Raw genomic sequence first — 25,132 nt, forward strand, 5'->3', positions numbered from 1 at the left:
ATCCAAACACGGATCAGGGTTGCCCGGACCGTATCCGGCCGCTTACCGGGGACAGCTCAGGGGCCGTTCAGGGTATCCCCCAGTAGAGCGGCGACCCGCCCGGACGGGAGGATCGAGGTATGAACTCGCAGACCCCCTCCCCTGACGACGAACACCCTGCCGGGGCCATCCCCGGATCCGACAGCGAGCGGCCCACGGAGCCGCTGCCGTCCTCCCCTGCAACGCCTCCGGAGCCTGAGGTTGGCCCGGGTGCCGGTCCCGCGGCCGGCCCGTCAGGCGGTCTTGGCGCCGGTCCCTCAGCTGATCCCGGTGCCGGACCGGGCCCTGATCCCGCTGATAACACCCAGGGCTATGCCTACCGCAGCAGCCCCACCGCCCCAACTCCTTCCACCGACTTCTTCGGCTGGATCCGCAGCAACGGCGTTTACCGGGGCAACGACCGTTGGGTCGGCGGCGTCTGCAGCGGCATCGCCCACCGGCTGAACGTGGACCCGATCATCATCCGCGGCGCCTTCATAGTCCTCACCCTCCTGGCCGGCATTGGCGTGTTCTTCTATGGCCTGGCATGGGCGTTCCTGCCGGAACCGGACGGCCGGATCCACGTCCAGGAAGCCGGCGCCGGACGTTGGTCCAGTGGCATGACGGGCTCCCTGATTGCCACGGTCCTGGGTCTCACCGGCCTGGGCGGAGGCTTCTGGGGCTGGAGCCATAACGGACTCAGCGGACTGCTCTGGACCGTCTTCTGGGTGGCCGGCGCAATCTATTTGGTCTACTACCTTTCCCAGCGCAACAAGTCCCACCCCACCATGGCCGGCCACACGCCGGCAGCCCCCGGCGCAGGCCACCCGGCCGGACGCCCGGGCGCGGACTACACCTCGTCGTTCTCCGCAGGCACGCCCTCCGGGCCGGCGCCCGGCTTCCCGGCGGCGCCGCGGTACAGCGGCGGCCCCACCAGCTCAGCATCCACCGGCATCTATGGCCCGGGCGGACACAGCACTCCTATCGGAACCGGTGTCGGAGGCACCTCCGCCGGCCCAAACGGCACCGGTTCAGGCAGCACAGGCCCAGGCGGGCCGGGCACAGGCGGGCCGGGCAGCGGCGTTCCCGGTGGAAGCAGCTACCCCGCACCGTGGGTGCCCCCGCAACCGCCAAAGCCCCGGCCGTCCGGCCCCGGCGCTCCCGCCGTCGCCATCGCCACGGGCTCGGCCCTGGTAGTGGGCGGTGGCCTCAAGGCGCTGGATGCCGCAAACATCATCGACCTGGGCGGCTCCGCCAACGCCATCGTGTGGGCCAGCGCGGCAGCAGTGCTAGGCCTGGGCATCCTGGTGGCGGGTTTCCGCGGCCGCACCTCCGGCGTCCTGAGCCTCTTTGCCGTAATCGCCCTGGTTACCGGCGGCATCTACAACACGCTGGACGACGGCCGGATGCGTATCCAGCAGGTGGACTGGAACCCCGCAAGCATTGAGGAGGCACGCGGCGGCATCGACATCACCGCCGGGCGGGGCACCGTGGACCTCACGGGCCTGTCACCCACCGCCCCCCTGACGTCCGACGTCGTGGTTCCCCTGGACATCACCGCCAGCAACGTGACCGTGGTGATCCCGCAGAACCTGCCCGTCGACATCAAGGCGGACATGACCATGGGAAACCTTAACGAGGCCACCGGCCAGCGCGGCGGCACCACCACCCGCGAAAGCAGCTACAACGCGGACAAGCCCGGCAACCACCTGGTGGTGCGGATCGACGGCACGTTCAGCAACGTCACAATCCAGGAAGGCAACTGACATGGACAGCAGCAACATTCCGACGACGGCGGGCCAAGACCCCGCCGGACCGGCACCGGCGAGGGTGGGGACGGTGGTGTGGGGACTGATCGTCCTGGCGCTGGCCGCACTCATCATCGTGGCGCAGCTGGGCATCGTGACACTCAATGGCACCTACGTCCTGATCGGCCTCATGATCGGCGCAGGTGTGGCCCTGGTGGCCGGCGGCCTGCTCTCAGCCCGCAAACGTGACAACGCATCAACTACAGGGAAGTCTTGAACCATGGATAAGTTCTTCAGCATTGTCAGGGGCCTTGGCCTGCAGCGCGGCCCACAGCGGTGGCTCGGCGGAGTGCTGGGCGGCATCGCGGCCAAGCTCAACGTCGACGTCGCCTACGTCCGCATCGCATTCCTGCTGTTCTGCCTGCTCCCCGGACCTGCCGTGATCTTCTACCTCCTGGCCTGGGTGATCCTCCCGGACCAGCGCAACGAGATCCTGCTCCAGACGTTCCTGGACCGCCGGTCGCTCAACCGGCCCTGACCAGCCAAATCGCCGGCGCCGGACACACTGGCGCCGGCACCATAAATCGGCCACGACCACGGCCCCTGCTTTCGCGGACACTCCCCGACAGCAGGGGCCTTTCCTGTCCCGGCACTGCCCGGCCCGGGCACCCCCATGTAACCGGTTTGTGTCGTACCCCACACACCCCATTACACTTCTAGGTGAGCTCAGCGTGGCGCTCTGCCTGTAAACCTTCTCTCCAGGATTTGAGCCGAACATGAAAATTGGAATCCTCACCAGCGGTGGCGACTGCCCCGGACTGAACGCCGTGATCCGAGGCGCCGTGCTTAAGGGCATCGCCGTCCACGGCCAGGAATTCGTCGGATTCCGCGATGGATGGCGGGGTGTGGTGGAGGGGGACATCATCGACATCCCCCGCACCATGGTCCGCGGCATCGCCAAGCAGGGCGGCACCATCCTTGGCACTTCCCGCACCAACCCGTTCGAAAACGGCGGCGGCCCCGAGGCCATCAAGGCCCACATGGACCGGCTGGGCATCGACGCCATCATCGCCATCGGTGGTGAGGGAACACTCGCCGCCGCCAAGCGCCTGACCGACGCCGGACTCAAGATCGTCGGCGTCCCCAAGACCGTTGACAACGACCTTGACGCCACCGACTACACCTTCGGGTTCGACACTGCCGTGCAGATCGCCACCGAAGCCATCGACCGGCTCCGCACCACCGGCGAATCCCACCACCGCTGCATGATCGCCGAAGTGATGGGCCGGCACGTGGGCTGGATTGCCCTGCACGCCGGCATGGCCGCAGGCGCGCACGCCATCCTGATCCCGGAGCAGAAGGTCAGCATCGAGCAGATCACCGAATGGGTCAAGGAAGCCCATCATCGTGGCCGCGCGCCCCTGGTGGTGGTGGCCGAAGGCTTCGTACCCGAACACATGGAAAGCCCGCACTCCGAGCGCGGCCTGGACACCTTCGGCCGTCCCCGGCTGGGCGGCATCGCGGACCAGCTCGCCCCCGAACTGGAGGCACGCACCGGCATTGAAACCCGCGCCACCATCCTGGGCCACATCCAGCGCGGCGGCGTCCCGTCGGCCTTCGACCGGGTCCTGGCCACCCGGCTTGGCATGGCTGCCATCGATTCCGTGGTGGAAGGCTACTGGGGCACCATGGTGGCGCTCAAGGGCACCGACATCCGGCACGTTGCCTTCGAAGAGGCCCTGGGCCAGCTGAAGACCGTCCCGCAAAACCGCTACGACGAAGCCGCGGTCCTGTTCGGCTAAGTCAGTGGGCCGCCCTAGGCTGGGACCATGACACTCGATCCCGGCTCAGCGGCCATCATCCAGCTGGCGTGGGCACGCCGGCTGGGCCTTGACGACGACGCGTTCGGGGACGCCCTGGTCTCCGGGGCAAGGATCGTCCGGGCGGACGAATCGGCCCGGACCGTCGAGTTCGTCCGGTTGTTTGGCAGTTCCGCGCTGGTGGGCCCGCAGAGCGTCATCGAAGCCGCAACGGACATTCCGGAGGAGGAGATGGCCCAGCACGTCACGCTGCTGAAACTGACCAGGGACCGGGGCGGCCATGGGCTCGGCGCTGCCGCCCTGTTCTTCGCCGACGACCTGCCGCTGCAGCAGCCCTCCGGGGAACTCACGGTCTCGCACGGGAACCCGGAGGCCATTGAACTGGAGGGCCGCTGCCCGCCGGACGACGTCAACGAAGTGGGGCTCTCCGACCTCGAAAACCGCTACACCATCGTGCATGAGCAGGACGGCAGGCGCGTGCCCCTGGCCTGCGGTGCGTACGGCGAATGGGAGGGCCTGCTGGCCAACATGGGCGTACTGGTGGACCCGGAATGGCGGCGGCGCGGCCTGGGCTCGCTGGCCGCGTCCATCGCGGCGCACGAGGCCCTCGCCGCCGGGCTGACGCTGCAGTGGCGTGCGGACGTCAGCAACACCGGCTGCCTGGCACTGGCCAGGCAGCTTGGCCTCTCAGCCGGCGGAATCCAGACCAGCGTCCACCTTCGCTGACGCCTGGTCCTGGCCCTGCGTCCCCCAGCCCTGGACCGGCTGCGGCTTGGCGAAGAACAGTGCCACCGCCGCCCCCACCAGGATCACTCCGGCGGGCAGCAGGATGGACTGGCCCATCGCGGTCGAGAATCCGGCGTGCAGGAACCCGGGCAGCGAGCCACCCATTGCCAGTCCTTCCCCGGCGGACCCGCCCGGCCCTCCCGAGGGAAGCTCGGCGGCCAGCCGCGACTGGATCAACACAGCGATGGCCGCACTGCCCAGCACCGCGCCGATCTGGCGGGTGGTGTTGTACACGCCCGAACCGGCACCCGCCTGGCGCGGCGGCAGGTTCCTGGTGGCAGTGGTGCTCAGCGGGGCCCAAATGCCGGCGTTGGCGAAGCCCAGGACGGCGCTGGGCAGCAGGAACATCAGGATGGGCGTATCCGGCTGCATCAGGACCGAGTTCCACAGCAGCGCCACCGCCATGAGCACCAGCCCGGTGGCCGTGATGAACTTCGGGTTCACGCGGTCCACCAGCTTGCCCACCACGGGTGCAAGCCCGCCGGAGATCAGTGCCATGGGCACCATCATGAGGGCGGACTGTGTGGGGGTTAGGCCCCGGACCAGCTGGTAGTAGAAGATCAGCGGCAGGCTGAAGGCGGTCACCGTGAAGCCGACGGTGGTGATCCCGATGTTGGCCAGCGAGAAGTTGCGGTCCCGGAACAGCGCCAGCGGCAGCAGCGGCTCGCCCTTGTTGAACCGCTGCCACAGGACGAAGACAGCCAGCACCACGATGCCGGCGATTATCAGGCCCCACACGCTGATGGGCCCGGTGATGGTGCCCCAGTTGTAGGTTTCGCCCTCCTGGATCCCGAACACCAGAAGGAACAGCCCGACGGCGCTCAGCAGGACGCCGGGAATATCGAAGCGGTGCGGATGGGTGCTCAGGGCCGGGACGTTGCGCAGCGCCAGGATGAAGCCCACGACGCCGATGGGCACGTTGATGAAGAAGATCCACTCCCAGCCCAGGCCGTCCACCAGGACGCCGCCAAGGATGGGCCCGACGAGCGTCGCCATGCCCGCTGTTGCGCCCCAGACCGCCATGGCTGAGCCGCGGCGGTCCGGCGGGAAGATCCGGGTGATCACGGCCATGGTCTGGGGCGTCATCATCGCGGCGCCAAGGCCCTGGAGGACACGGGCGGCGATCAGGATCCGGACGTCGCCTGAGAGGCCGCACCACAGCGAGGCGAGGGTGAAGACCACCAGGCCGGAGAGGTAGAGCTTCTTGGGCCCGAACCTGTCGCCCAGCCTGCCGGTGATGAGCAGCGGGACGGCGTAGGCCAGCAGGTAGGCGCTGGTCACCCAGATGACCGAGTTGATGTCGGCGTCCAGCCCCTCCATGATGCGGGGGTTGGCCACGGACACGATGGTGGTGTCGATCAGGATCATGAAGAACCCGATCACCAGGGACCACAGTGCCGGCCAGGGCTTTGCTACGTTTTCCACTCGGTCATCCTTCAGGAGTTTTTGTTGGTGCCGGGCGGAACCCGGGCAGAGCTAGCCCAGCAGGTCCAGGATCTCCGTGCGGGCAAACATTTGCGCCGCGGCGCGTGCCGAGGGCGCACCGGCGTCCGGATCCGCTCCGGCGTCAAGCAGGACCCGGGCCACGTCCGTGTAGCCCTTGAATACGGCGCCTGCGAGCGGGGTCTGGCCCCGGTCGTTGGCGGCGTTGGCGTCGGCGCCGTGTTGCAGGAGCAGCCCAACGGTGCCGGCGTGGCCGTGGTAGGCGGCCAGCATGAGCAGGGAGTCACCGGCGGAGTTGGTCATGGTGGCGGGAACCCCGGCGTCCAGGTAGGCACCCAGCAGGGCGTCGCTCCCCTCACGCGCAGCCTCGAAGAGCGCCTGCGCCAAAGCCAGCGCGTCGTCGTCGTGCCCTTCCGCTGCCGTCGTCCCAACGCCGGCAGGCGTGGTCCCGGTGTGCTCGGTCATCAGCGTGGCCCCCTCAGGAATCCGGTCTGGCGCCCCACCACCTGGCCGGCATCGGGGGCAACAATGATTTCCTGGACGGCGGCATACGGCTCATCGCCGTCCAGGACGGTCAGTATCTCATCCGCGGCCACGGAACGTTTTATGACTGCCAGGGCCACAGGACCCATCTCGTAGTGCTGCGCCACGGAGGTGACGGTCCCGACTTTCCGGTCCCCTGCCATGACCGGGCTGCCGGCGGCGGGGAGGGTGTGCTGCGAGCCGTCCAGCTGCAGGAAGACCAGCCGGCGGGGCGGGTGGCCCAGGTTGTGGACGCGGGCGATGGTCTCCTGGCCTTTGTAGCAGCCCTTGGCCAGGTGCACCGCAGTGCGCAGCAGGTCAAGCTCGTGCGGGATGGTCTTGTCATCCGTCTCGGCACCGATCCGGGGGCGCCAGGCGGCGACCCGCAGGGCTTCCGCGGCGAGGACACCGGTCAGAGACCGCCCCGCGACGGCCTCTTCCAGTTCGGCGGCCGGGATGAGGTACTCGAACCAGGGGCGCTCCAGCCCCGGATGGTTCTCCTCCGACACGGTGGCATAGGAGTATCCGCCGGCGGATACGTGCGGCCACGGGTCCTGCCAGGCGAGGCGGCCGGACCACTCCGGGACGGCCCGGGTGCTGCCCACGACTGCCCAGTCGGACGAGACGTCGGCGATTTCCACCCGCAGCATGAACTTCATCCGGTTGAGGTACTCCGCCAGCGGCGCTGCCTCGGCGGCCTCAACGATCAGCCACGTGGTCCCGCCGTCGTCGACAACCCGGGCGTCAAAGTCGATGCGGCCCTGGACGCTGAGGAGCAGCAGCTCGCTGGACTCCCCCGGCTTCAGCGCGGCCACCTGCTGGGAGGACAGGGTATTAAGCCAGCTCAGCCGGTCCGGGCCGGTGACGGTGACCACGCCGCGGTGGGAAAGGTCGACGACGGCGGTTCCGGCAGCGAGCGCGCGCTGCTCGCGCAGCGGCTCGCCGTAGTGGGCGGCGACTCCGGCGTCAGGGCCGCCGGCCTCGACGGCGCCGGGGCGCGACAACAAGGGGCTGGGCGTAGTCATATGAAGTAGAAGTCCTTGGAGGCTAACGGTATTCCGGATTTTCGAAATCGAAATGGGTACCGGCGTTCCATTCGTTGGGCAGGTTGCCGTAGGCCGGGTAGCCGCCCGCATCCTTCAGCATCCTTGCCAGGTGCAGGAGGTTCCAGGTCATGAAGGTGGTGTTGCGGTTGGTGAAGTCGCTCTCCGGGCCGCCGGAGCCTTCATCCAGGTAGCTTGGGCCCGGACCAACCGGCCCGATCCAACCCGCGTCGGCCTGCGGCGGGATGCTGAAGCCGATGTGCTGAAGACTGTAGAGGATGTTCATGGAACAGTGCTTGATGCCGTCCTCGTTGCCGGTGATCAGGCAGCCGCCCACCTTTGGATAGAAGGCCCACTGGCCCCTGTCATTGAGCTGGCCGGAGTGGGCGTAGAGGCGCTCGATAAGTTTCTTGGTCTGCGACGAGTTGTCACCGAGCCAGATGGGGCCCGCCACCACCACGATGTCAGCTTCCTGGACAGCGGGATAGAGATCCGGCCACTCGTCCGTGGCCCACCCGTACTGGGTCATGTCCGGGTAGACACCGCTGGCGATGTCGTGGTCCACGGTACGGATCACCCTGGTGCTGACACCCTGCTTTTCCATGATGCGGCGGCTGATGGCAATCAGCCCGTCCGTGTTGGATGTCTGCGGCGACTTCTTCAGGGTGCCGTTGAAGAAGACGGCCTTGAGGTCGCCGTAGCCGCTGGGCTTTCGTGCTTGATCCGTGCCGTCTTCCATGAGGTTTCTTTCCTGTTCAGGAGACTCTATGCAGGAACGCGGAGGCGTGGGCTTCAAGGCCCTTGCCGGTTTCGCCGCCTGTCGCCACGTCCCACCGCCACAGGAGGTTGCCGTCCACCAGGCCAAAGATCCGGGTGGCCGCACTGTACTCCTTGGAGTGGCTGCCACGCATCACCATGTCGGTGGTCAACTGGATCTGCGGGCCCTTGATCTGGCCGTAGTACAGCTCGGTGATGCCGCCTGGGTGGGCGATGGACACCGAGATGTCGAAGCCGCCGTCCTTGTTGCGCAGCGCCTCCACCTCATCGGCACTCTTCAACACCGGGACGATGTCGGCAGGCACCAGGCCCGGGCCGCCGTCGGCATCCAGCTGCTTGCGTTCAAGCGCCCAGAAGCCGGTCTCAACGGTGAGCGGCCGCAGGCGCGTGCCCTCGTCGTCGGTCAACCAGCTCTCGGCCCGGTACTGCAGGTACGGCAGGCCGTTGTGGGTGAAGGAGACGTGCTGCAGGAAGTGTTCCGAATCCTCGTCGCCGCTGCCCAGCCGGCCGCGGCCCTCCCACTCGCCAATGAGCCACGAAAGGGGGACGAGTTCAGGGGTCAGATCTGTAGGAATCTCAATGGGCATTTGTACTACCTCGAGATACGGCCGGCTCCGGAAGAGGGGTGGCTACTTCTGGCCCTTGAAGAGGCGGTAGACCACGAATCCGGCGAACCAGGCCATGGACAGGCTCGCGATGCCGAGCAGGACAAGGAAGAAGATTTCAAAAGCAAGTACGGACATGGTGCCATCCTAACCCGTTAGTAGATGAGTAGTTTGTCTATGAAGTAAGCGAGGGATCCCACCGCTGAGACGGGGGCCAGGCCCATGCTCAGTGCGGCCGCAAAATTCAGCGGGGCGCCGCGGAGCGTGGCCAGTCTGCGGAAGCTTGCCAGGACCGCGCCCACCACCACGCCGAAGACCGCGGCCGGCAGGACGGCGATGTCCGACAGGACCAGTCCGGCGAGCGGCCCGGCCAGGCCCGCCAGGACAATGCCCAGCGGAGCAATGATGCTGTCCGGCCAGCGGATAAGGCCGGCGAGCAGGGCCACCGCGGCACTGATTGCCGCCACCAGCAGCATTTCGCGGACGCCGTTGAACCGCGCTCCGGCAACCCAGCCGGCGCCGAGGCAGGACAGCAGGACACCGGCGCAGCAGCCCAGTGTGGACTCCAGCCGCTGGGCCTGTCCCGTACCGCGGACCAACTGCACCACAAACACCGCCATCATTCCCAGCGCCACGAAGGCCGGCGTCCAGTCCAGGTAGCCCGGGGCCGGCGCCACGCCGGCCGCCACGGCAGCGCCTGCGCCCGGCAGGGCGATGACGGCGGCAAGGGTCTTCTTGGCGGGGATGCGGAGGAAATGCGGCCACCCGATCCCCACTGCGGCGGCGATGGCGACACCGACGGCGACGAGCGCTTCAGGCGAGGCATAGACCCCGGCGATGATGGCGGCCAGGCCGGCGATGCCGACAACGCCGATGGTCCAGGAACCCAGCGAACGCACGGGTGCCTGCAGGTCCGCCGTCATGCAGGGCCCGGCCTGTGCTTCGTCGGTGCACTCACTGCGCTGTTTTCCCATCCTGGCGTTGGCCGGAAGGCTGGTCCGCCCCCTCATGGCAGGGCTGGTCCGCCCTGCTTCAATCCTGCCTTATGTGAAGGGCATATGTCGCAAAACGCTCCCGTCCGCGGCCTGGATCTGTGGCCTGGAGGAGGCCGCCGGGTATACTCAAGGTTCAGCTACGCTCCCTGCTGAGGTAGCCGGCCGGCGGCGTGCTGACGGCCCAGAGCCTCGTGCAGGAAGCCAGTACCGGCCGGTGAGAATCCGGTTCAGTCGCCCAATGATGCGCGGACGGCCCTTGGAGGAACAATGTCGCACATCCTGTTACTGACCAACAGCACCGGTTCTTCGGTGGACATCCTGCCTGCCCTCGAATTGCTGAACCACAGGGTCCACATCCTCCCGGCCGAGCCCACGGCCCTCCTTGAGACAGACCCCTGCGACATCGTCCTGCTGGATGCCCGCAAGGACCTGGTGGGCGCCCGTTCACTCACGCAGCTCCTGAAAGCCACCGGGCTGAGCGCTCCCCTGGTCCTGATCCTCACAGAAGGCGGCATGGCCGCCGTTTCCTCTGCGTGGGCCGTTGACGACATCGTCCTCGATTCCGCCGGACCCGCCGAAGTGGAGGCGCGTATCCGGCTGTCCGTTGCCCGGGCAGTCCCCGAGCAGGAAGACGCTCCGAGTGAGATCCGCGCCGCCGGCGTCATCATCGACGAGGCAAGCTACACGGCACGCGTCAACGGCGCCCCGCTGAACCTGACGTTCAAGGAGTTCGAGCTCCTGAAATACCTGGCCCAGCATCCAGGCCGCGTGTTCACCCGGCAGCAGCTCCTCACCGAAGTCTGGGGCTACGACTACTACGGCGGCACCCGCACCGTGGACGTCCACGTCCGGCGCCTCCGGGCAAAGCTCGGCGCGGACCACGAGAACCTGATCAGCACGGTCAGGAACGTCGGCTACCGCCTCACCCTCGTCCGGCAGCAGGAAGACGAACTCACCGAGGCCTGAGCCCCGGCGCGCCATTGACGTATAGCCTTGGCTCATGACTCCAGCGCATCCGCAGAAGTGGCCCGTCCATGTCGTCCGGGGCGGAGTTGACCAGCAACTCCTGAAGGACTGCCGCGACCTCCTGGCCGCGGCTGAGGAATCGGATGGAAACCCTTCCATCTCCGAGCAGACCCTGGTGACCATGCGCGCCGGGGACTCCGCGGAGCACACCCTGCTGACGCTGGCCCTGTATGCACCCGACGAGGACTCCGATCCGGCGACCGGACAGGACCTGGCGGGCTTCGCCGTCGTGGTTGAGGAGCCGGACGGCCACGGCATCCTGGAGATCGCCGTCCACCCCTCCTACCGGAACCAGGGCGTGGCGGACCGCCTGGTGGGGGCCCTCAAGGAGGTCCGGGGCTTTGGCGGGCTGAACGCCTGGTCCCACGGCAACCACGAGGCAGCTGCCGACCTTGCTGCGCGGTACGGCTACGCGCCGGTGCGTGAGTTGTGGAAGATGCGGATGACGACGGCGGGCGCGGAGCTTCCCGACGCCGGACTCCCGGACGGGGTGGCCATCCGCACCTTCGTGCCGGGCAAGGATGAGGACGCCTGGCTGGCCGCCAACAGGGCCGCCTTCGCCCACCATCCGGAACAGGGGAACCTCACCCGGGCGGACCTCGAGGCGCGCATGGCGGAGGACTGGTTCGATCCGGCCGGGTTCTTCCTGGCGGAGGACCGGGCCGGCCGCCTGCTGGGCTACCACTGGACCAAAGTCCACCCCCGGCACGGCTCGCACCCAGCCATCGGCGAGGTGTACGTGGTGGGCGTGACACCCGAAGCCCAGGGCATGGGCCTGGGCAAGGCATTGACCATCGCCGGCATCAGGCACCTCCGCGACTCCGGGCTGAACGGGGTCATGCTCTATGTGGACGCCGACAATGCCGCGGCCGTCGCCCTCTACCGGCGGCTCGGCTTTACGCGCTGGGACATGGACGTCATGTATGGCCCGGCGGCGGGGTAGGCAGGACAGCCGGAAGAATCCCCCGCCCGGGAGAAACAGGGGCCGTGGCGTGGGTGAATGCTTGTAAGGTTGAAAGGGAACCGCGCGGGGCGGAAGCGCCGGCACAAACGCGCCAGCTAAAGGAGAAGCCATGAACCCGGAACCCTCCGGAACAGCTACGTCCCAGGATGTTGCGGCGCCTGTACGGGCACGCTTCGGCTCCTCCGAGGTACCGGCCTCAAGGGCCACCCAGGACCGCATTGACATCCCTGAATTCGCGCCGAACCTGCAGCCGGAAGGAGACATCCGGCCTGACCGGTTCCTGGACCGCGAGCTGAGCTGGCTCGCCTTCAATTCGCGGGTCCTGGAACTGGCCGAGGACCCCACCCTGCACCTGCTGGAACGCGTCAGCTTCCTCTCCATTTTCGCGTCCAACCTGGACGAGTTCTTCATGGTCCGCGTGGCCGGCCTCAAGCGCCGTATCGCCACGGGACTCGCCGTCCCCTCCCCCGCCGGCCTGAGCCCCGTCGAGGTGCTGGAGCGGATCAGCGAGGAAGCCCACCGGCTCCAGGCACGGCACGCCCAGGTGTTCGCTGACCAGATCCGCCCGGCCCTGGCCTACGAGCACATCCACCTCATGCACTGGGACGAACTGGACGACGCCGCCAAGCAGCAGCTGAGCGTGATGTTTGCGGAAAAAGTCTTCCCCATCCTCACCCCGCTGGCCGTTGACCCTGCCCACCCCTTCCCTTACATTTCGGGCCTGTCACTGAACCTGGCGGTGGTGGTCCGGAACCCCGTCAGCGACAAGGAGCTCTTCGCCCGTCTGAAGGTGCCGGACCAGTTGCCCCGCCTGATCTCCATCGACGGCCCCCGCGCCGGCGCGGTGCCCGGGCGGGTGGCCCGGTTCATTGCGCTGGAGGAAGTCATCGCCGTCCACCTGGACAAGTTGTTCCCGGGCATGGAGGTGCTGGAACACCACACCTTCCGGGTCACCCGCAACGAGGACCTGGAGGTGGAGGAGGACGACGCCGAAAACCTCCTGCAGGCCCTGGAGAAGGAACTCCTGCGCCGCCGCTTCGGCCCGCCCGTCCGGCTGGAGGTGGCCAACGACATCAACCCCAACATCAGGGCCCTGCTGATCCGCGAGCTGGGCGTGGAGGAATCCGAGGTCTACTCGGTGCCGGCTCCACTGGACCTTCGCGGCCTGTCCGTCATCGCCGGAATCGACCGCGCGGACCTGCATTACCCCAAGCACGTGCCGCACACGTCCCGGTACCTGAATGAGTCCGAGACCTCCAAGGCGGCGAACGTCTTTGCCGCCATGCGCCGCCGCGACATCCTGCTGCACCACCCGTATGATTCGTTCTCAACTTCGGTGCAGGCGTTCCTGGAACAGGCCGCGGCGGATCCCAAGGTGCAGGCCATCAAGCAGACCCTGTACCGCACCTCCGGCGACTCCCCCATCGTTGACGCGCTGATTGATGCCGCCGAGGCCGGCAAGCAGGTCCTGGCTTTGGTGGAGATCAAGGCGCGCTTCGATGAGCAGGCCAACATCTCCTGGGCCCGCAAACTGGAGCAGGCCGGCGTGCATGTGGTGTACGGGATCGTGGGCCTGAAGACGCACTGCAAGCTGTCGCTGGTGGTCCGCCAGGAAGTGGACGGGCTCCGCCGCTACTGCCACATCGGCACCGGCAACTACCACCCGCGGACCGCCCGCTACTACGAGGACCTGGGCCTGCTGACGGCGAACGAACAGGTGGGCGAGGACCTGTCCAAGCTGTTCAACCAGCTTTCCGGCTACGCACCGAAATCGACCTTCAAACGGCTCCTGGTGGCACCCCGTTCCGTCCGGTCGGGACTTATCGACCGGATCGAGACCGAGATCCGCAACGCCAGGGCCGGCGTGCCGGGACATGTGCAGATCAAGGTGAACTCCATGGTCGATGAGGCCATCATCGATTCCCTTTACCGCGCCTCCCAGGCGGGGGTCAAGGTGGATGTGGTGGTCCGCGGCATCTGCTCGCTGCGCCCCGGCGTTCCCGGGCTGAGCGACAACATCACTGTCCGGTCCATCCTGGGCCGGTTCCTGGAGCACTCCCGGGTGTTCGCTTTCGCCAACGGCGGGGATCCCGTGGTGTACATCGGTTCGGCCGACATGATGCACCGCAACCTGGACCGCAGGGTGGAGGCGCTGGTCCAGCTGGCCAGCGCGGACGACATCGCCTATGTCCTGGACCTCATGAAGCGCTACATGGCGCCGGAAACATCCAGCTGGCACCTGGACAACGAGGGCCGCTGGAACCGGCACCACCTGTCCGAGGACGGGAAGCCGCTTGAGGATGTCCAGTCCTGGTTGTTGGCGTCCCGGCCGCGTCAACGCAGCCTGAGCCGGCGATAGGCAGCCGCGTTGTCGAGCGATGCACTCGTAGCCGACCAGACTGACCACCCGGGGGAACCCGTAGCCGTAACCGCTGCGGGCGCCATCCCGTGGCGGGTCAACAAGGACCTCCTGGAAGTCGCGCTGATCCACCGCCCGCGCTATGACGACTGGTCCTGGCCCAAGGGAAAGATCGACAACGGCGAGACCATTCCCGAATGCGCCGTCCGTGAGGTGTGGGAGGAGATCGGCCTCCGCGCGCCCCTGGGCATACCGCTGCCGCCTATCCACTACCACGTGGCGTCGGGCCTCAAGAAGGTCTACTACTGGGCGGTCAAAGTCAACGGCAACACCCTGGTTCCGGACGGCAAGGAGGTGGACAGCGTCATGTGGTGCGCCCCAGAAAAGGCGGCCGGCCTGCTGTCCAACCCTTCCGACGTCGCGCCCCTTGAACACCTGCGGGACGCGCACGAAGCGGGCACCCTGGACACGTGGCCCCTGCTGGTGCTCCGGCACGCCAAAGCCAAGCCGCGCTCATCCTGGAGCAAGGCAGAGGGCGAGCGTCCGCTTGCGGCCACAGGCAACCGCCAGGCACAGGCCGTCGGCCGGCTCCTGGATGTGTGGAAGCCCATGCGGGTGGTCACCAGCCCATGGCTGCGCTGCGTGGCAACCGTGGCCCCCTACGCGCGGGCGGCGGGGGCCAAAGTGAAGCTGGCGGAAGGCCTGACCGAACACAAGCACCAGCGCAGTCCCAAGAAGACCGCGGCCGTCATCGAATCCCTTTTCGACAAGCAGCGGCCCGTGGTTGTCTGCACGCACCGGCCGGCACTGCCCACCGTCCTCAAGCAGGTGGCCACCCATACGCCGGCACCCTTGGCGAAGCTCCTGCCCGGCCGCGAGCCCTACCTGTCCCCCGGCGAGGTGGTGGTGTGCCATGTGGCCAACGGCGGAATGAAACGGGTCGTGGCGGTGGAGCAGTTCAAACCCTTCGACGACTAGGCAGCCAGTAGACTTGGGGCGTGAGCATCCCTACTCCCTACGAAGACCTCCTGCGCGATGTCCTGGCCTCCGGCACCCATAAGTCGGACCGCACGGGAACCGGAACCACCAGCGTTTTCGGCCGCCAGATGCGCTTTGACCTGGCCAAGAGCTTCCCGCTGATCACCACCAAGCGGGTCCACTTCAAGTCCGTTGCCGTTGAACTCCTGTGGTTCCTGCGCGGTGAAACCAACATCAAGTGGATGCAGGACCAGGGCGTCACCATCTGGAACGAATGGGCGGACCAGGACGGCGACCTGGGCCCGGTCTATGGTGTGCAGTGGCGCAGCTGGCCCACACCGGACGGCGGGCACATCGACCAGATCGCCGAACTGATCGAGAACCTCAAGTCCAACCCGGACTCCCGGCGGCACCTCGTGTCCGCCTGGAATGTCTCCGAACTCAACGACATGGCGCTGCCGCCCTGCCACGCGTTCTTCCAGTTCTACGTGGCCAACGGCAAGCTCTCCTGCCAGCTCTACCAGCGGTCGGCGGACATGTTCCTGGGCGTCCCGTTCAACATCGCCTCCTATGCACTGCTCACCTGCATGGTGGCCCAGCAGGTGGGGCTTGAGCCCGGCGAATTCATCTGGACCGGCGGCGACGTGCACATCTACGAGAACCACATGGACCAGGTCCTCAAGCAGCTGGAACGCGAGCCGTACGAATACCCGCAGTTGAAGATCACCCGCAAGCCGGCATCGATCTTCGACTACACGCTGGAGGACTTCGAGGTGGTGGGCTACAAGCACCACCCCACGATCAAGGCACCGATTGCCGTATGAGCACCGAAAACTTCACCGATCCCCAGTCCTTCACGGAGGAGCTCGCCGCGTCCATCACCGGCGTCGGCCTGGTCTGGGCGCAGACGTCCGACGGCGTCATCGGCAAGGACGGGGACATGCCCTGGCACCTGCCCGAGGACCTGAAGCACTTCACCCGCCTCACCACCGGGCACCCGGTCATCATGGGCCGCAAGACCTGGCTGTCCTTCCCGGACAAGTACCGCCCCCTGCCCGGCCGCACGAACATCGTCATCACCCGGCAGAAAAGCTGGGCCAGTACGCCTGAGGCGGAGGGCGCCGTCGTGGTTCCCTCCCTGGATGACGCGCTCCTTGAGTCGCAGTTTGTCGACGGCGGCGAAACGGTCTGGATCCTGGGCGGTGGCGATGTTTTCCGCCAGTCCACGGACCTCGCCAACGTTGCCGTGGTCACCACCATCGACATGAAGGCCGACGGCGACACGTTCGCTCCCGAGCTTGGTCCCAGTTGGGTGGCGTCCGCCTCCGTCCCGCCGGACGGCTGGCTGACAGCCGCCAACGGCACGCGCTACCGATTCACCAAATGGTCACGGACCGAGGGCTAGGAACATGCTGAAGAAACCCGAAACCCTGTTCGTCCTGGGCTACATGCTGCTGCCCCTGCTGGCGCTCCTGTCCGCGATCGTCGGCCTGACCATGATCCTGGGCGGCAACAAGATCGCCGGTGCAATCGTGCTGGTTGTCGTCACCCAAGCCTTCGCCTTCGGCGCGTTCTTCGCGCTGCGGGCCCGGAAGGCTGCCGTGCTGGAGGAGTCGGACCGGGGTTAGTGCATACTGCCGTGCATGGGCAGGACAACCCAACGCGGCCGTTGTGATCCTGCCTGAGGCTGGGGCCTGCAGCGCGCTGAACTGCTGCGGGATGAAAATTGGGGGAATCCTGGTGGCAGGGACTTTGTGGGCTGCCGACGTCGATCCACTGCGCACCCTCGCGCAGCTCTTCAGCAAAACCGCGGACCTGCTGCAGCAGCAATCGACACAGCTGGGCAGCCAGATCAACAACAATCCGGCGTGGAAAGGCGCGGACTGGCTCACTGATCCCGAAGCCAACCTCATGGTTATCAAGCAGCACCTTGGCAGCAACCCAGAGGGCGGCGTCACTCTTCGCCCGCCGCGAGGATCCCACCGTACAGACCCTTTCCGTGAAGAATGGCGGCGACGGATCATGGACCACTATCTCCACACATAGAGGCTTGACGATGTACTTGCATTTTGCAAGTATGAGCCGCATGAGCCTTTTCATCACCTGCCCGGTTGAGAGCGTCGAGCGCGCAACCGCCTTCTACACCGCCTTGGGCTGGACCCTTAACGCCGAGATGTCCGATCACAACGTGTCATGTTTCCAGATTGCGCCCGAGCAGTACGTCATGCTCGGAAGCCGCGAGATGTACGCAAGCGTCGGCGGCGCCGAGGAGCTGGTCGGCGGACCCGACACTCCTTCGAAGATCACGGTCTCATTCGACCTCGGCAGCCGCGAGGCGGTCGACGAACTCACCGAACGCGCCGGCGCAGCCGGCGGGCGGATCGGTGACACCGACGACTACCCCTTCATGTACCAGCGCCAGTTCGACGACCCCGACGGCTACCACTACTCGCCGTTTTGGATGAAGCCGGACACCGACGCGACCGAGTGAGCGACCTCGCCGCGGCCCTCGACGTCGTCGGAGCACGGTGGGCCCTGCTCATCGTAGAGCGGCTGCTCGACGGGCCACAGCGCTACGGCGATCTGCAGCGCGACCTCGGAGTGCCGACCAACATTCTCGCGACCCGCCTGCGCGAGCTTGAGGCCGCCCGCGTACTGTCCCGTCTGCCCCTCCGGCACAACACCCGGGCCTATGCGCTGACCGACCGGGGGCTCGCCTTGCGCGAGGCGATCGTCGCGCTGGCACGCTGGGGCGGCGAGGAAGTGGTTTAGGTGTGGCGAGGAATCGCGATGCGCTCCACAAGATCGGTTATGCCAGGGTTGTGAGTTGCAGCGGGAGCCCTGAAAGCGGTCCCGGCACAGCGGCGAGTAGGCGATGCCTCTGGTTGTCTGCCGTGAAGATCTTCATCCGCGAAAAAAGAAGTGGCGTCGGCGCCGCTCACTTCATTGACTTGGTGCTGCCCGCGAGGGGCCGGCGGCACCGAGCGGAATCGGGAGCGCGCCTTACGCCGCGTACCACGGACCGACGCAGGTCGCTGTCACAGGAGCAGCGCCTCGAGCTCCGGAAGTCGGCCGAACAGGTCGGGGAGGCCGCGCACCCCGTTGCGCACAGCCTCGTGCGACAGCGGGAGGTCAGGGCCGGTGCTCGCCTCGACACCGGCGAGGCACCGGAGGATGTTCCACCTTGTGTGCCCCAGCCAGCCGCCGATCATGAATACAAACCAGCTTGGACCTGAAGGCGGCAGGGTTCCGTCCCCCGCGACATAGCCGTCGAGAACCGAGCGGAAAATGCTGGGCTTGATGTCGTCGAAACCACACCCCTTCGCGATGCTCAGCGCGGTCGAGCCGAGCTCACCGGACAGGTCGAGCATGCCGGAGAGCTCCCAGTCGAGCACCACCGGCCGACGCTCTCTAGTGAGCAGATTCCATGGTTGGATGTCCCTGTGGGTCAGTACGACGGGGCCTGGCCGTTCGCAGGTGTCGACGAAGCGGGCAATCTCGAGGAACGTCTCGACGTGAGAAGCGAGCTCGTCGGCCCACGGTTGTCCGGTCGCCGCCGCCCGCACTGCGAGTTCGGGCCAGTCCCGTGGCACCGGGTCCTCGACCGGCACCTGCGTCCACGGGATGTCGAGTGGATGGACGCGCGCGAGGATCTCACCGATCTCAAACGCGTACTCCGCCGACACCGGCGCTTCGGGCAGCTTCTCGCCTTCGACCCATCGGTGAACGAGTGTATGGTGGCTGGCCGAGATCGGCTCTGGCATCGGAATGCCGGCAGCGAACGCAGCCCGCTCAAACCTGAACACATCCTCGACGCGATAGGTCCAGCGGCGGTCGACGAGGTTCAACTCCTTCACCGCGAACGACCCCTGGTCAGTGTCGAGTCGGTACACCCGGTTGGCGAACCCGCCGTGGACACGAATCATCGGCCCGATCGGCGCGCCGAGATGCGAAAGGTTCACCCACTGATTCTAGGAGCTGGCAGTTCCTTGATACACCGAACTTTCCCGGCCGCTTGCCGGGACCAGGCCAACGAGCTGCGCAAGAAGCGGCAGGCACCCGAACCTGGAACAGGACACGTCAGCAAATGACCCGCAAGGCGTTGCCGGGACAACGGGCCCCTCACGCAGGCCGCCGTCGTACCTTTCCGGGCTGCCGGCGGCGTGACGTAACCGACTGCGACCTGCCGGTTCCGAAGTCTAAACTGGACCAATGACTACAGCAGCTACCCCTTCCGTCGGCCTGGTCGGATGGCGCGGCATGGTCGGTTCCGTCCTGATGCAGCGCATGCAGGACGAGGGCGACTTCGCCAACATCAACCCGGTGTTCTTCTCCACCTCCAACGCGGGAGGTGCCGCGCCTTCCTTCGCTGAAGGCGCCGGCAAGCTCGAGGACGCGTTCGACGTCGACACCCTGGCCAAGCTGCCGATTATCGTTACCGCACAGGGCGGCGACTACACCAAGCAGGTCCACGGCGAACTGCGCAGCCGCGGCTGGGACGGCCTCTGGATCGACGCCGCTTCCACCTTGCGCATGAATGACGATTCGATCATCGTGCTGGACCCCATCAACCGCGACGTCATCGACAAGGGCCTGGTCAACGGCACCAAGGACTTCATCGGCGGCAACTGCACCGTTTCCTGCATGCTGATGGGCCTCGGCGGCCTGTTCAAGAACGGCCTGGTGGAGTGGGGCACCTCCATGACCTACCAGGCGGCGTCCGGCGGCGGTGCCCGGCACATGCGTGAGCTGCTCAGCCAGTTCGGCACGCTCAACGCCGAGGTCAGCACGGAACTGGACGACCCGGCGTCGGCCATCCTGGACATTGACCGCAAGGTCCTGGCCCACCAGCGCACGGACATCGACGCGACCCAGTTCGGCGTTCCCCTGGCCGGGTCCCTGATCCCCTGGATCGACGCCGACCTGGGCAACGGGCAGTCCAAGGAAGAGTGGAAGGCCGGGGTGGAGACCAACAAGATCCTGGGCACCTCGGAGGAAAATCGCGTGATCATGGACGGCCTGTGCGTCCGCATCGGCGCGATGCGGTCGCACTCCCAGGCTTTGACGCTCAAGCTCCGCGAGGACCTGTCCGTCGCCGAAATCGAAAAGCTCCTGGACGAGGACAACCAGTGGGCCAAGGTCATTCCGAACACCAAGGAAGCCTCCATGGCGGAGCTGACCCCCGTGGCCGCCTCCGGCACCCTGGACATCCCGGTGGGCCGCATCCGCAAGATGGAGATGGGCCCGCAGTACATCAGCGCCTTCACCGTGGGCGACCAGCTCCTCTGGGGCGCCGCCGAGCCGCTGCGCCGCATGCTCAACATCGCCACCGGCAACCTGTAAGCCCTAGAGCTGCCCTTAAAAGCGGCCCCTGCCCACACGGACGGTGCTCCCCAGCGCCGTTCCTGCGGGCAGGGGCCGCTTTGGTGTTCCGGGCTGTCCGAGGAACGCCGTCAGCCGGGCACGGAGCTCCCCGGGCCGGTCCAAGTGATTCCAGTGCAGCCTGAAGACCCGCCACCCGGCCTCCACAAGCGCATTTTCCCGCCAACGCTCCGCGAGCAGCACTTCCTGTGTCGGTTTGTGGTCCGTGTATTTGACGGCGCCGTCAAATTCGACGATCACCCGGGTTTCAGCATCGGCGAAGTCTGCCCGGAAGAGGCCCGCAGTCGTCGTGATCTCCACCTGTGGCTTGAATGTGGCCAGACCGAACGAGCAGAGCAGCAGCCTGGTCCTGGTCTCCCCGGCCGATTCCGATCTCGCATCCAGAACCTGCAGCAGGTCCGAAGCGCGCCTGCCCCCGCGCGTGACATGGCTTTCCTCCAGCAGCCGCCGCATGGTGGCCAATGATGCGCCCTTGCGGAGGGCGTGGTCGCCGATGACGGCAGCCTTGTCGAGGGGCAGGGTCCGGGCGCAGTCCAGCACGGTCCTTTCGATGGAAGTGGTCAGGATTTCGCGTCCGTCGGGCGTCCACAATGAAGCCAGTTCTTCTTCTGTGAGCGGGAGGCGGTGGGTCTGGACGTCCTGGCCGGCGCTGGCCCGCGAATTGGAGTACTGCGTTGTCACGTGGACCAGGGATCCGGCGTTCCACACATGGCAGCCGTGCAGCCGTGCCGCGCTCGCATGGCTGTAGCGGGCCCGTCCCGAGGTCGACTCAAAGTGCGCCATGATTCGGAGCTGGTCCCGGTCCCACGGTTTTATGGTGTTCCAGTGTGCGGCAAGGACATATGCTCCCCGCCGCACGCGGAGCAGGGCACCGCTCTTCACTGCTGTCACCACCCGGTCATCCAGCCCGGCAGCGGCCAGCTGTGCGGTGGAGGCAACGGCTCCTTCAGGCCAGCGATCGTGAACCAGGGCACGTACTGTCTCGGCTTTCATCGTTCAAGCGTCGCTGGCGTGCAGGCATGGTGACAGCCGCCCCCACCGCCATGTGGATTGTCGGTAGCCTGAGCGGCCCTTGCCCGCAATACCGTTGCTGCCCAGCACCGGTTATGCGGGGCAGCACCGCTCACGTGGCAAGGAACGTTAGATACCGCCGGGCGGCCCTGGTGAGGGCTGCCTGGGCTGCCGGCCCCAGCTGCCGGGTCTCGTCGAAGAGTTCGGGCACGACGGCGGCACTGCTGCCCGTGCCCTGGAGCGCCCAGGTGCCGACCACCTTCCCCGCCGCAACCACCGTCTTCTTGAAGACTCCGTTGCCGCCGGGAACTATCAGGTCCGAATGCTCCGGCGCCAGGACGGGAGTCCGGTCCGTGTAGCCGAGGACGAACTCATCGAACCCGGGCAGCAGGTGAAGGGAGCGGCCTCCGGGAACACCGGAATCCAGGAGGGATGCCACCTCCGGTGAGAGCCAGTAGCTGGTGCCATCGATGTCCAGCTCCACCAGTTGGCCCTGCACGTGCTGGAACGCGGCGCGCACCTCGGTCAGCGGCAGCTGGGTCCACCAGGCAAAGTCGCGCACGGTGGCCGGGCCATGGCTCCGGAAGTACCGAACCATGAACTCGCCGATGGCCTCCTCGCGCCCAGGAAGGCGGGACGCCGGAATCCACTCGTCGAAAGCCGCGATCAGCTGCTGGTTACCCGAAAGCGGCCCCGGCACCAGCCAGCCGTGCCGGCACAGCGTACCCAGGAGATGGATGCCGCGCTGGCCCTGCGTTGGCTGGCCGCCGGCGTCGAAAACCTTGAACAGCCCGGAACGGCTGACGGGACCATCGGCCAGGATGCGGTCCAGCGCCAGGTCGCGCGCCTTCTCAACATCAGCCCAGGCAATCTCCAGCTGCCGGTGCCTGGCCGCAATGCTCCGGGTAAGCCGCTCGGCGGTGAGGTCCAGCATCCAGCGCAGGTCCTCGGGGGCAACCAGGTGCAGCGTTCCACGCATGGGCCACGACCGGACCACACTCCCGGAATCGATGGCAGTGCGGACGTCGGCGATCCCCGCACCGGGTACCCGGACCCCCACTGCCCACAGCGCCGCCGGCAGGTCCTGCGCCTGCATGGCGGTCATCCACCGGACCAGTTCCGGTACTGAGGCGGCACCGTCCCCGGTGAGACGCTGCGACACCAGCCGGAGCCTGCCGATCATCCTGTGGTCGCGCACGGAACCAGATGCAGCCATGCGCCCATCCTAGGCCGGGGACCGCGGTGGCGGGATGCCTACAGTTCCAGCGCGCCTACAGTTCCGGGATGCCTACAGTTCCAGGCCGATGAGCAGCGGCTCCGGGTGCAGCTGGATGCCAAAGCGGCGTTCGACGCCGGCCCGCACCTCCCGCGCCACAGCCACCATGTCGGCGGCGCTGGCTGAGCCGCGGTTGGTGATGGCCAGGGTGTGCTTGGTGGACAGTGAGGCGCGGCCACCGGCCACGCCATCCGGTTCCAGGCCAAAGCCCTTGCCGAACCCAGACTGGTCGATCAACCACGCGGCGGAAAGTTTCACCAGTCCGTCCTGGCCTGCCGGATACCGTGGCGCTGCTTCGGGCAGCGTGTCCGCGACAGCGGCCGGGACGATGGGGTTGGTGAAGAAGGAACCCGTGGAATACGTATCACGGTCGGCGGCGTCCCACACCATGCCCTTGGAGGCACGCAGCCGGAGCACTTCACGGCGGACGTCGTTGGCGTAGGCGCGCTTGCCCACCTCCACCCCGAGGGATCGGGCCAGTTCGGCGTAGCGGATGGGGGCGCTCATCCGTCCCAGCGGCAACTGGAATTCCACAGTGAGCACCACGTACCGGGGCGAGCCGTTGACGGTGGTCTGCTTGAGGATGGAATCCCGGTAGCCGAACTTCAGTTCGGAGTTGGTGAAGGTCTGCACGGCGTTGCGTTCCCGGTCCCAGGTGCGCACGGCGGCAATGGTCTGCGAGACCTCAGAGCCGTACGCCCCCACGTTCTGGACCGGCGTGGCACCCGTTGAGCCGGGGATCCCGGACAATGCCTCAATCCCGGACCACGCGTGGCGGACGGCGTGCTCCACGAGCTTGTCCCAGTTATGGCCGGCCTGGACCACCACTGCCACGCCACCGCACGAGTCCTCGGCGTTGACCGTGAACCCCTCCGAGGCGATCCTGACAACGGTCCCGGGGAACCCGTCGTCGGACACCAGGAGGTTGGACCCGCCGCTGATGATCAGGACCTGCTCGCCGGCCGCGTCCGCGGACCGGACGGCGTCGATGATCTCTGCCTCGCTCCGGGCCTCAATGAACTTGCCGGCGGGGCCGCCGACGGCGGACGTGGTCAGGGAGGAAAGCAGGGTGGGAGTCACCCATCAACAATACTAGGGAAACCTAGGCGGGCTTCCGGGCCACCGGGGACAGCACGAAGCTCACGGCCAGCATCACCACCACGGCAAGGAGCGAGTGCAGGATGCCCACGTGTTCGGCCAGCAGGCCCAGCAGCGGCGGCCCGCACAGGAACGCCCCGTAGCCGATGGTGGACACCACCGATACCCGGGCCGCTGCCTTCGCGGGATCGTCGGCTGCTGCGGACATGCCCACCGGGAAGCCCAGGGACGCACCCAGGCCCCACGCGGCGAGGCCAACATAGGCGAGCAACGGCGCCGGGGCGAACACGAAGACGGCCAGGCCCAGGACAGCCATCGCAGCGCACCAGCGCATGACGGGTACCCGCCCAAACCGGTCCAGCAGCGGCGTCCCGGCGAACCGGCCGATGGTCATGAACGTGACAAACAGGCCGTATCCGGCGGCGCCGGCGGCATCGCTCTGGCCGTGGCCGTCCGCCAGGGCCAGGGCCACCCAGTCCCCCGCGGCGCCTTCGGCAAGGGCGAGGCCGAGCACCAGGACGCCCAGCAGCAGTGTCCGGCGGTCCCGCCACGCCTGCGCGATCTTGCGCTTGTTGTCCAGCGGCGCCTCCGCCGTGCTCCCGGCGCGGATCAGGGGGATGGGGCCCGTGATGGGGTCTTCGAAGTTGTCCGGGGAGTAGGTGCGCTCCCCCGCCACCGGGGTGACGTCGGCGCGGAACCAGGACGCCGCCGTCGCCACCGACACGGCCACCACGGCCCCCGCCGCCGCAAGGTGCCAGAACACTGGCAGGGACACTGCCGCCGCAGCGGCACCAAGACCCGCACCCGCCACCGTGCCAAGGCTGAAGGCACCGTGGAGCCGGGGCATGATGTGGCGGCCCACTGCACGTTCCACGGCTGCGCCTTCCACATTGGACGCGGTGTTCCAGCTCCCCGTCCCCAGGCCGATGATGGCCAGGCCTATGGCCGTTGCCACCGGGCTTGCCAGCACGGTTGTGCCAAAACCGGCGGTCAGCAGCCCGGCCCCCACCATGATGCTGCCGGTGCGGATGGTCCGTTTGGACCCCAACCGCAGGACGATCAGCCCGGAGGCCGAGACAGAGGCGAAGGAGCCCAGCGTCATGCACAGCAGGATCACGCCGATGTTGCCCGGGCTCAGGTCCAGCGCGTCCCGGATGGCGGGCAGCCGGGACACCCAGGAGGCGAACGCCAGGCCGCTGGCGCCGTAGGCCACCACGACGGCGTTGCGCCAGTGGGCGACCTGGGCGGCGGTAGCCCCGGTTTTGGGAGCGGAGGTCAACG

The 25,132-nt window shown here is 67.2% G+C and carries 27 protein-coding genes; 16 read left to right on the forward strand and 11 right to left on the reverse strand.

From position 1 onward, the window contains the following. The first annotated feature begins 119 nt into the window (after positions 1 to 119). The 5 genes from LDO86_RS14325 (at position 120) to LDO86_RS14345 (ending at position 4,312) form a co-directional block, all read left to right on the forward strand. Positions 120 to 1,784 carry a PspC domain-containing protein gene (locus LDO86_RS14325; protein WP_018769113.1) on the forward strand — a complete coding sequence of 555 codons (1,665 nt, stop codon included), beginning with the start codon at positions 120 to 122 and terminating at the stop codon, positions 1,782 to 1,784. 1 nt (position 1,785) lies between these two features. Next, positions 1,786 to 2,043, forward strand: a complete 258-nt coding sequence (locus tag LDO86_RS14330) for a hypothetical protein (protein ID WP_018769112.1) — start codon at positions 1,786 to 1,788, stop codon at positions 2,041 to 2,043. A gap of 3 nt (positions 2,044 to 2,046) precedes the next feature. Beyond that, positions 2,047 to 2,304: a PspC domain-containing protein gene (locus LDO86_RS14335; RefSeq protein WP_018769111.1), complete on the forward strand. Its 258-nt coding sequence runs from the start codon at positions 2,047 to 2,049 to the stop codon at positions 2,302 to 2,304. Positions 2,305 to 2,542: 238 nt separating this feature from the next. Next, the gene (locus tag LDO86_RS14340; protein ID WP_018769110.1) at positions 2,543 to 3,568 is read left to right on the forward strand and encodes an ATP-dependent 6-phosphofructokinase; all 1,026 of its coding nucleotides are present in this window, start codon (positions 2,543 to 2,545) and stop codon (positions 3,566 to 3,568) included. 27 nt (positions 3,569 to 3,595) lie between these two features. Continuing rightward, positions 3,596 to 4,312 (forward strand): GNAT family N-acetyltransferase, encoded by a 717-nt coding sequence (locus LDO86_RS14345; RefSeq protein WP_018769109.1) that lies wholly within the window; start codon positions 3,596 to 3,598, stop codon positions 4,310 to 4,312. Here LDO86_RS14345 and LDO86_RS14350 read toward each other — a convergent pair. The 6 genes from LDO86_RS14350 to LDO86_RS14375 form a co-directional block, all read right to left on the reverse strand. Next, positions 4,274 to 5,797 (reverse strand): DHA2 family efflux MFS transporter permease subunit, encoded by a 1,524-nt coding sequence (locus LDO86_RS14350; RefSeq protein ID WP_018769108.1) that lies wholly within the window; start codon positions 5,795 to 5,797, stop codon positions 4,274 to 4,276. The genes LDO86_RS14345 and LDO86_RS14350 overlap by 39 nt on opposite strands. A gap of 51 nt (positions 5,798 to 5,848) precedes the next feature. Beyond that, complete coding sequence (locus LDO86_RS14355) at positions 5,849 to 6,280, reverse strand: ankyrin repeat domain-containing protein (protein ID WP_018769107.1); 432 nt, start codon at positions 6,278 to 6,280, stop codon at positions 5,849 to 5,851. Next, positions 6,280 to 7,362: a glycine cleavage T C-terminal barrel domain-containing protein gene (locus LDO86_RS14360; RefSeq protein ID WP_026265737.1), complete on the reverse strand. Its 1,083-nt coding sequence runs from the start codon at positions 7,360 to 7,362 to the stop codon at positions 6,280 to 6,282. The genes LDO86_RS14355 and LDO86_RS14360 overlap by 1 nt, the downstream gene beginning before the upstream one ends. A 22-nt stretch (positions 7,363 to 7,384) precedes the next feature. Continuing rightward, positions 7,385 to 8,119: a flavodoxin family protein gene (locus LDO86_RS14365; RefSeq protein ID WP_018769105.1), complete on the reverse strand. Its 735-nt coding sequence runs from the start codon at positions 8,117 to 8,119 to the stop codon at positions 7,385 to 7,387. Between the two features lie 16 nt (positions 8,120 to 8,135). Next, positions 8,136 to 8,744 carry an FABP family protein gene (locus LDO86_RS14370; RefSeq protein ID WP_018769104.1) on the reverse strand — a complete coding sequence of 203 codons (609 nt, stop codon included), beginning with the start codon at positions 8,742 to 8,744 and terminating at the stop codon, positions 8,136 to 8,138. A 173-nt stretch (positions 8,745 to 8,917) separates the two neighbouring features. Then, positions 8,918 to 9,685, reverse strand: coding sequence for a hypothetical protein (locus LDO86_RS14375; RefSeq protein ID WP_043424912.1), 768 nt, complete (start codon positions 9,683 to 9,685; stop codon positions 8,918 to 8,920). A gap of 339 nt (positions 9,686 to 10,024) precedes the next feature. On the opposite strand from LDO86_RS14375, the gene LDO86_RS14380 reads away from it, so the two are divergent. From LDO86_RS14380 to LDO86_RS14425, 10 genes are all read left to right on the forward strand, one after another. Continuing rightward, complete coding sequence (locus LDO86_RS14380) at positions 10,025 to 10,723, forward strand: response regulator transcription factor (RefSeq protein ID WP_018769102.1); 699 nt, start codon at positions 10,025 to 10,027, stop codon at positions 10,721 to 10,723. 34 nt (positions 10,724 to 10,757) lie between these two features. Next, positions 10,758 to 11,726: a mycothiol synthase gene (gene mshD / locus LDO86_RS14385; RefSeq protein WP_018769101.1), complete on the forward strand. Its 969-nt coding sequence runs from the start codon at positions 10,758 to 10,760 to the stop codon at positions 11,724 to 11,726. Between the two features lie 130 nt (positions 11,727 to 11,856). Further along, positions 11,857 to 14,106 carry an RNA degradosome polyphosphate kinase gene (locus tag LDO86_RS14390; protein ID WP_018769100.1) on the forward strand — a complete coding sequence of 750 codons (2,250 nt, stop codon included), beginning with the start codon at positions 11,857 to 11,859 and terminating at the stop codon, positions 14,104 to 14,106. A 9-nt stretch (positions 14,107 to 14,115) separates the two neighbouring features. Beyond that, entirely contained in the window at positions 14,116 to 15,084 is a 969-nt protein-coding gene (locus tag LDO86_RS14395; RefSeq protein ID WP_018769099.1) for an NUDIX hydrolase, read from the forward strand. Positions 15,085 to 15,104: 20 nt separating this feature from the next. Beyond that, the gene (locus tag LDO86_RS14400) at positions 15,105 to 15,908 is read left to right on the forward strand and encodes a thymidylate synthase (protein ID WP_018769098.1); all 804 of its coding nucleotides are present in this window, start codon (positions 15,105 to 15,107) and stop codon (positions 15,906 to 15,908) included. Then, positions 15,905 to 16,489: a dihydrofolate reductase gene (locus tag LDO86_RS14405; protein WP_018769097.1), complete on the forward strand. Its 585-nt coding sequence runs from the start codon at positions 15,905 to 15,907 to the stop codon at positions 16,487 to 16,489. Before LDO86_RS14400 ends, LDO86_RS14405 begins: the two co-directional genes overlap by 4 nt. A 4-nt stretch (positions 16,490 to 16,493) precedes the next feature. Continuing rightward, entirely contained in the window at positions 16,494 to 16,712 is a 219-nt protein-coding gene (locus tag LDO86_RS14410) for an NF038396 family protein (protein ID WP_018769096.1), read from the forward strand. A 91-nt stretch (positions 16,713 to 16,803) separates the two neighbouring features. Further along, entirely contained in the window at positions 16,804 to 17,130 is a 327-nt protein-coding gene (locus LDO86_RS14415; protein WP_043424891.1) for a hypothetical protein, read from the forward strand. Positions 17,131 to 17,170: 40 nt separating this feature from the next. Continuing rightward, positions 17,171 to 17,575 carry a VOC family protein gene (locus LDO86_RS14420; protein WP_018769094.1) on the forward strand — a complete coding sequence of 135 codons (405 nt, stop codon included), beginning with the start codon at positions 17,171 to 17,173 and terminating at the stop codon, positions 17,573 to 17,575. Continuing rightward, a complete protein-coding gene (locus LDO86_RS14425) occupies positions 17,572 to 17,856 on the forward strand; it encodes a helix-turn-helix domain-containing protein (protein WP_018769093.1) in 285 nt (94 codons plus the stop codon). The genes LDO86_RS14420 and LDO86_RS14425 overlap by 4 nt, the downstream gene beginning before the upstream one ends. 266 nt (positions 17,857 to 18,122) lie before the next feature. On the opposite strand, the gene LDO86_RS14430 is transcribed toward LDO86_RS14425, so the two are convergent. Continuing rightward, the gene (locus tag LDO86_RS14430; protein ID WP_018769092.1) at positions 18,123 to 19,046 is read right to left on the reverse strand and encodes a phosphotransferase; all 924 of its coding nucleotides are present in this window, start codon (positions 19,044 to 19,046) and stop codon (positions 18,123 to 18,125) included. Positions 19,047 to 19,296: 250 nt separating this feature from the next. Here LDO86_RS14430 and asd point away from each other — a divergent pair, with 250 nt between their 5' ends. Then, positions 19,297 to 20,427: an aspartate-semialdehyde dehydrogenase gene (gene asd, locus LDO86_RS14435; RefSeq protein ID WP_018769091.1), complete on the forward strand. Its 1,131-nt coding sequence runs from the start codon at positions 19,297 to 19,299 to the stop codon at positions 20,425 to 20,427. Between the two features lie 15 nt (positions 20,428 to 20,442). On the opposite strand, the gene LDO86_RS14440 is transcribed toward asd, so the two are convergent. The 4 genes from LDO86_RS14440 to LDO86_RS14455 all read right to left on the reverse strand — a co-directional run bounded on the left by LDO86_RS14440 (position 20,443) and on the right by LDO86_RS14455 (position 25,130). Further along, entirely contained in the window at positions 20,443 to 21,459 is a 1,017-nt protein-coding gene (locus LDO86_RS14440) for a type IV toxin-antitoxin system AbiEi family antitoxin domain-containing protein (RefSeq protein ID WP_018769090.1), read from the reverse strand. Positions 21,460 to 21,589: 130 nt separating this feature from the next. After that, complete coding sequence (locus LDO86_RS14445) at positions 21,590 to 22,693, reverse strand: winged helix DNA-binding domain-containing protein (protein ID WP_018769089.1); 1,104 nt, start codon at positions 22,691 to 22,693, stop codon at positions 21,590 to 21,592. A gap of 72 nt (positions 22,694 to 22,765) precedes the next feature. Next, the gene (locus LDO86_RS14450; RefSeq protein ID WP_018769088.1) at positions 22,766 to 23,833 is read right to left on the reverse strand and encodes a UDP-N-acetylmuramate dehydrogenase; all 1,068 of its coding nucleotides are present in this window, start codon (positions 23,831 to 23,833) and stop codon (positions 22,766 to 22,768) included. Positions 23,834 to 23,855: 22 nt separating this feature from the next. Beyond that, entirely contained in the window at positions 23,856 to 25,130 is a 1,275-nt protein-coding gene (locus LDO86_RS14455; protein ID WP_018769087.1) for an MFS transporter, read from the reverse strand. Positions 25,131 to 25,132 lie beyond the last annotated feature (2 nt).

Source organism: Arthrobacter sp. StoSoilB19, assembly GCF_019977275.1.
Taxonomy (GTDB): Bacteria; Actinomycetota; Actinomycetes; order Actinomycetales; family Micrococcaceae; genus Arthrobacter.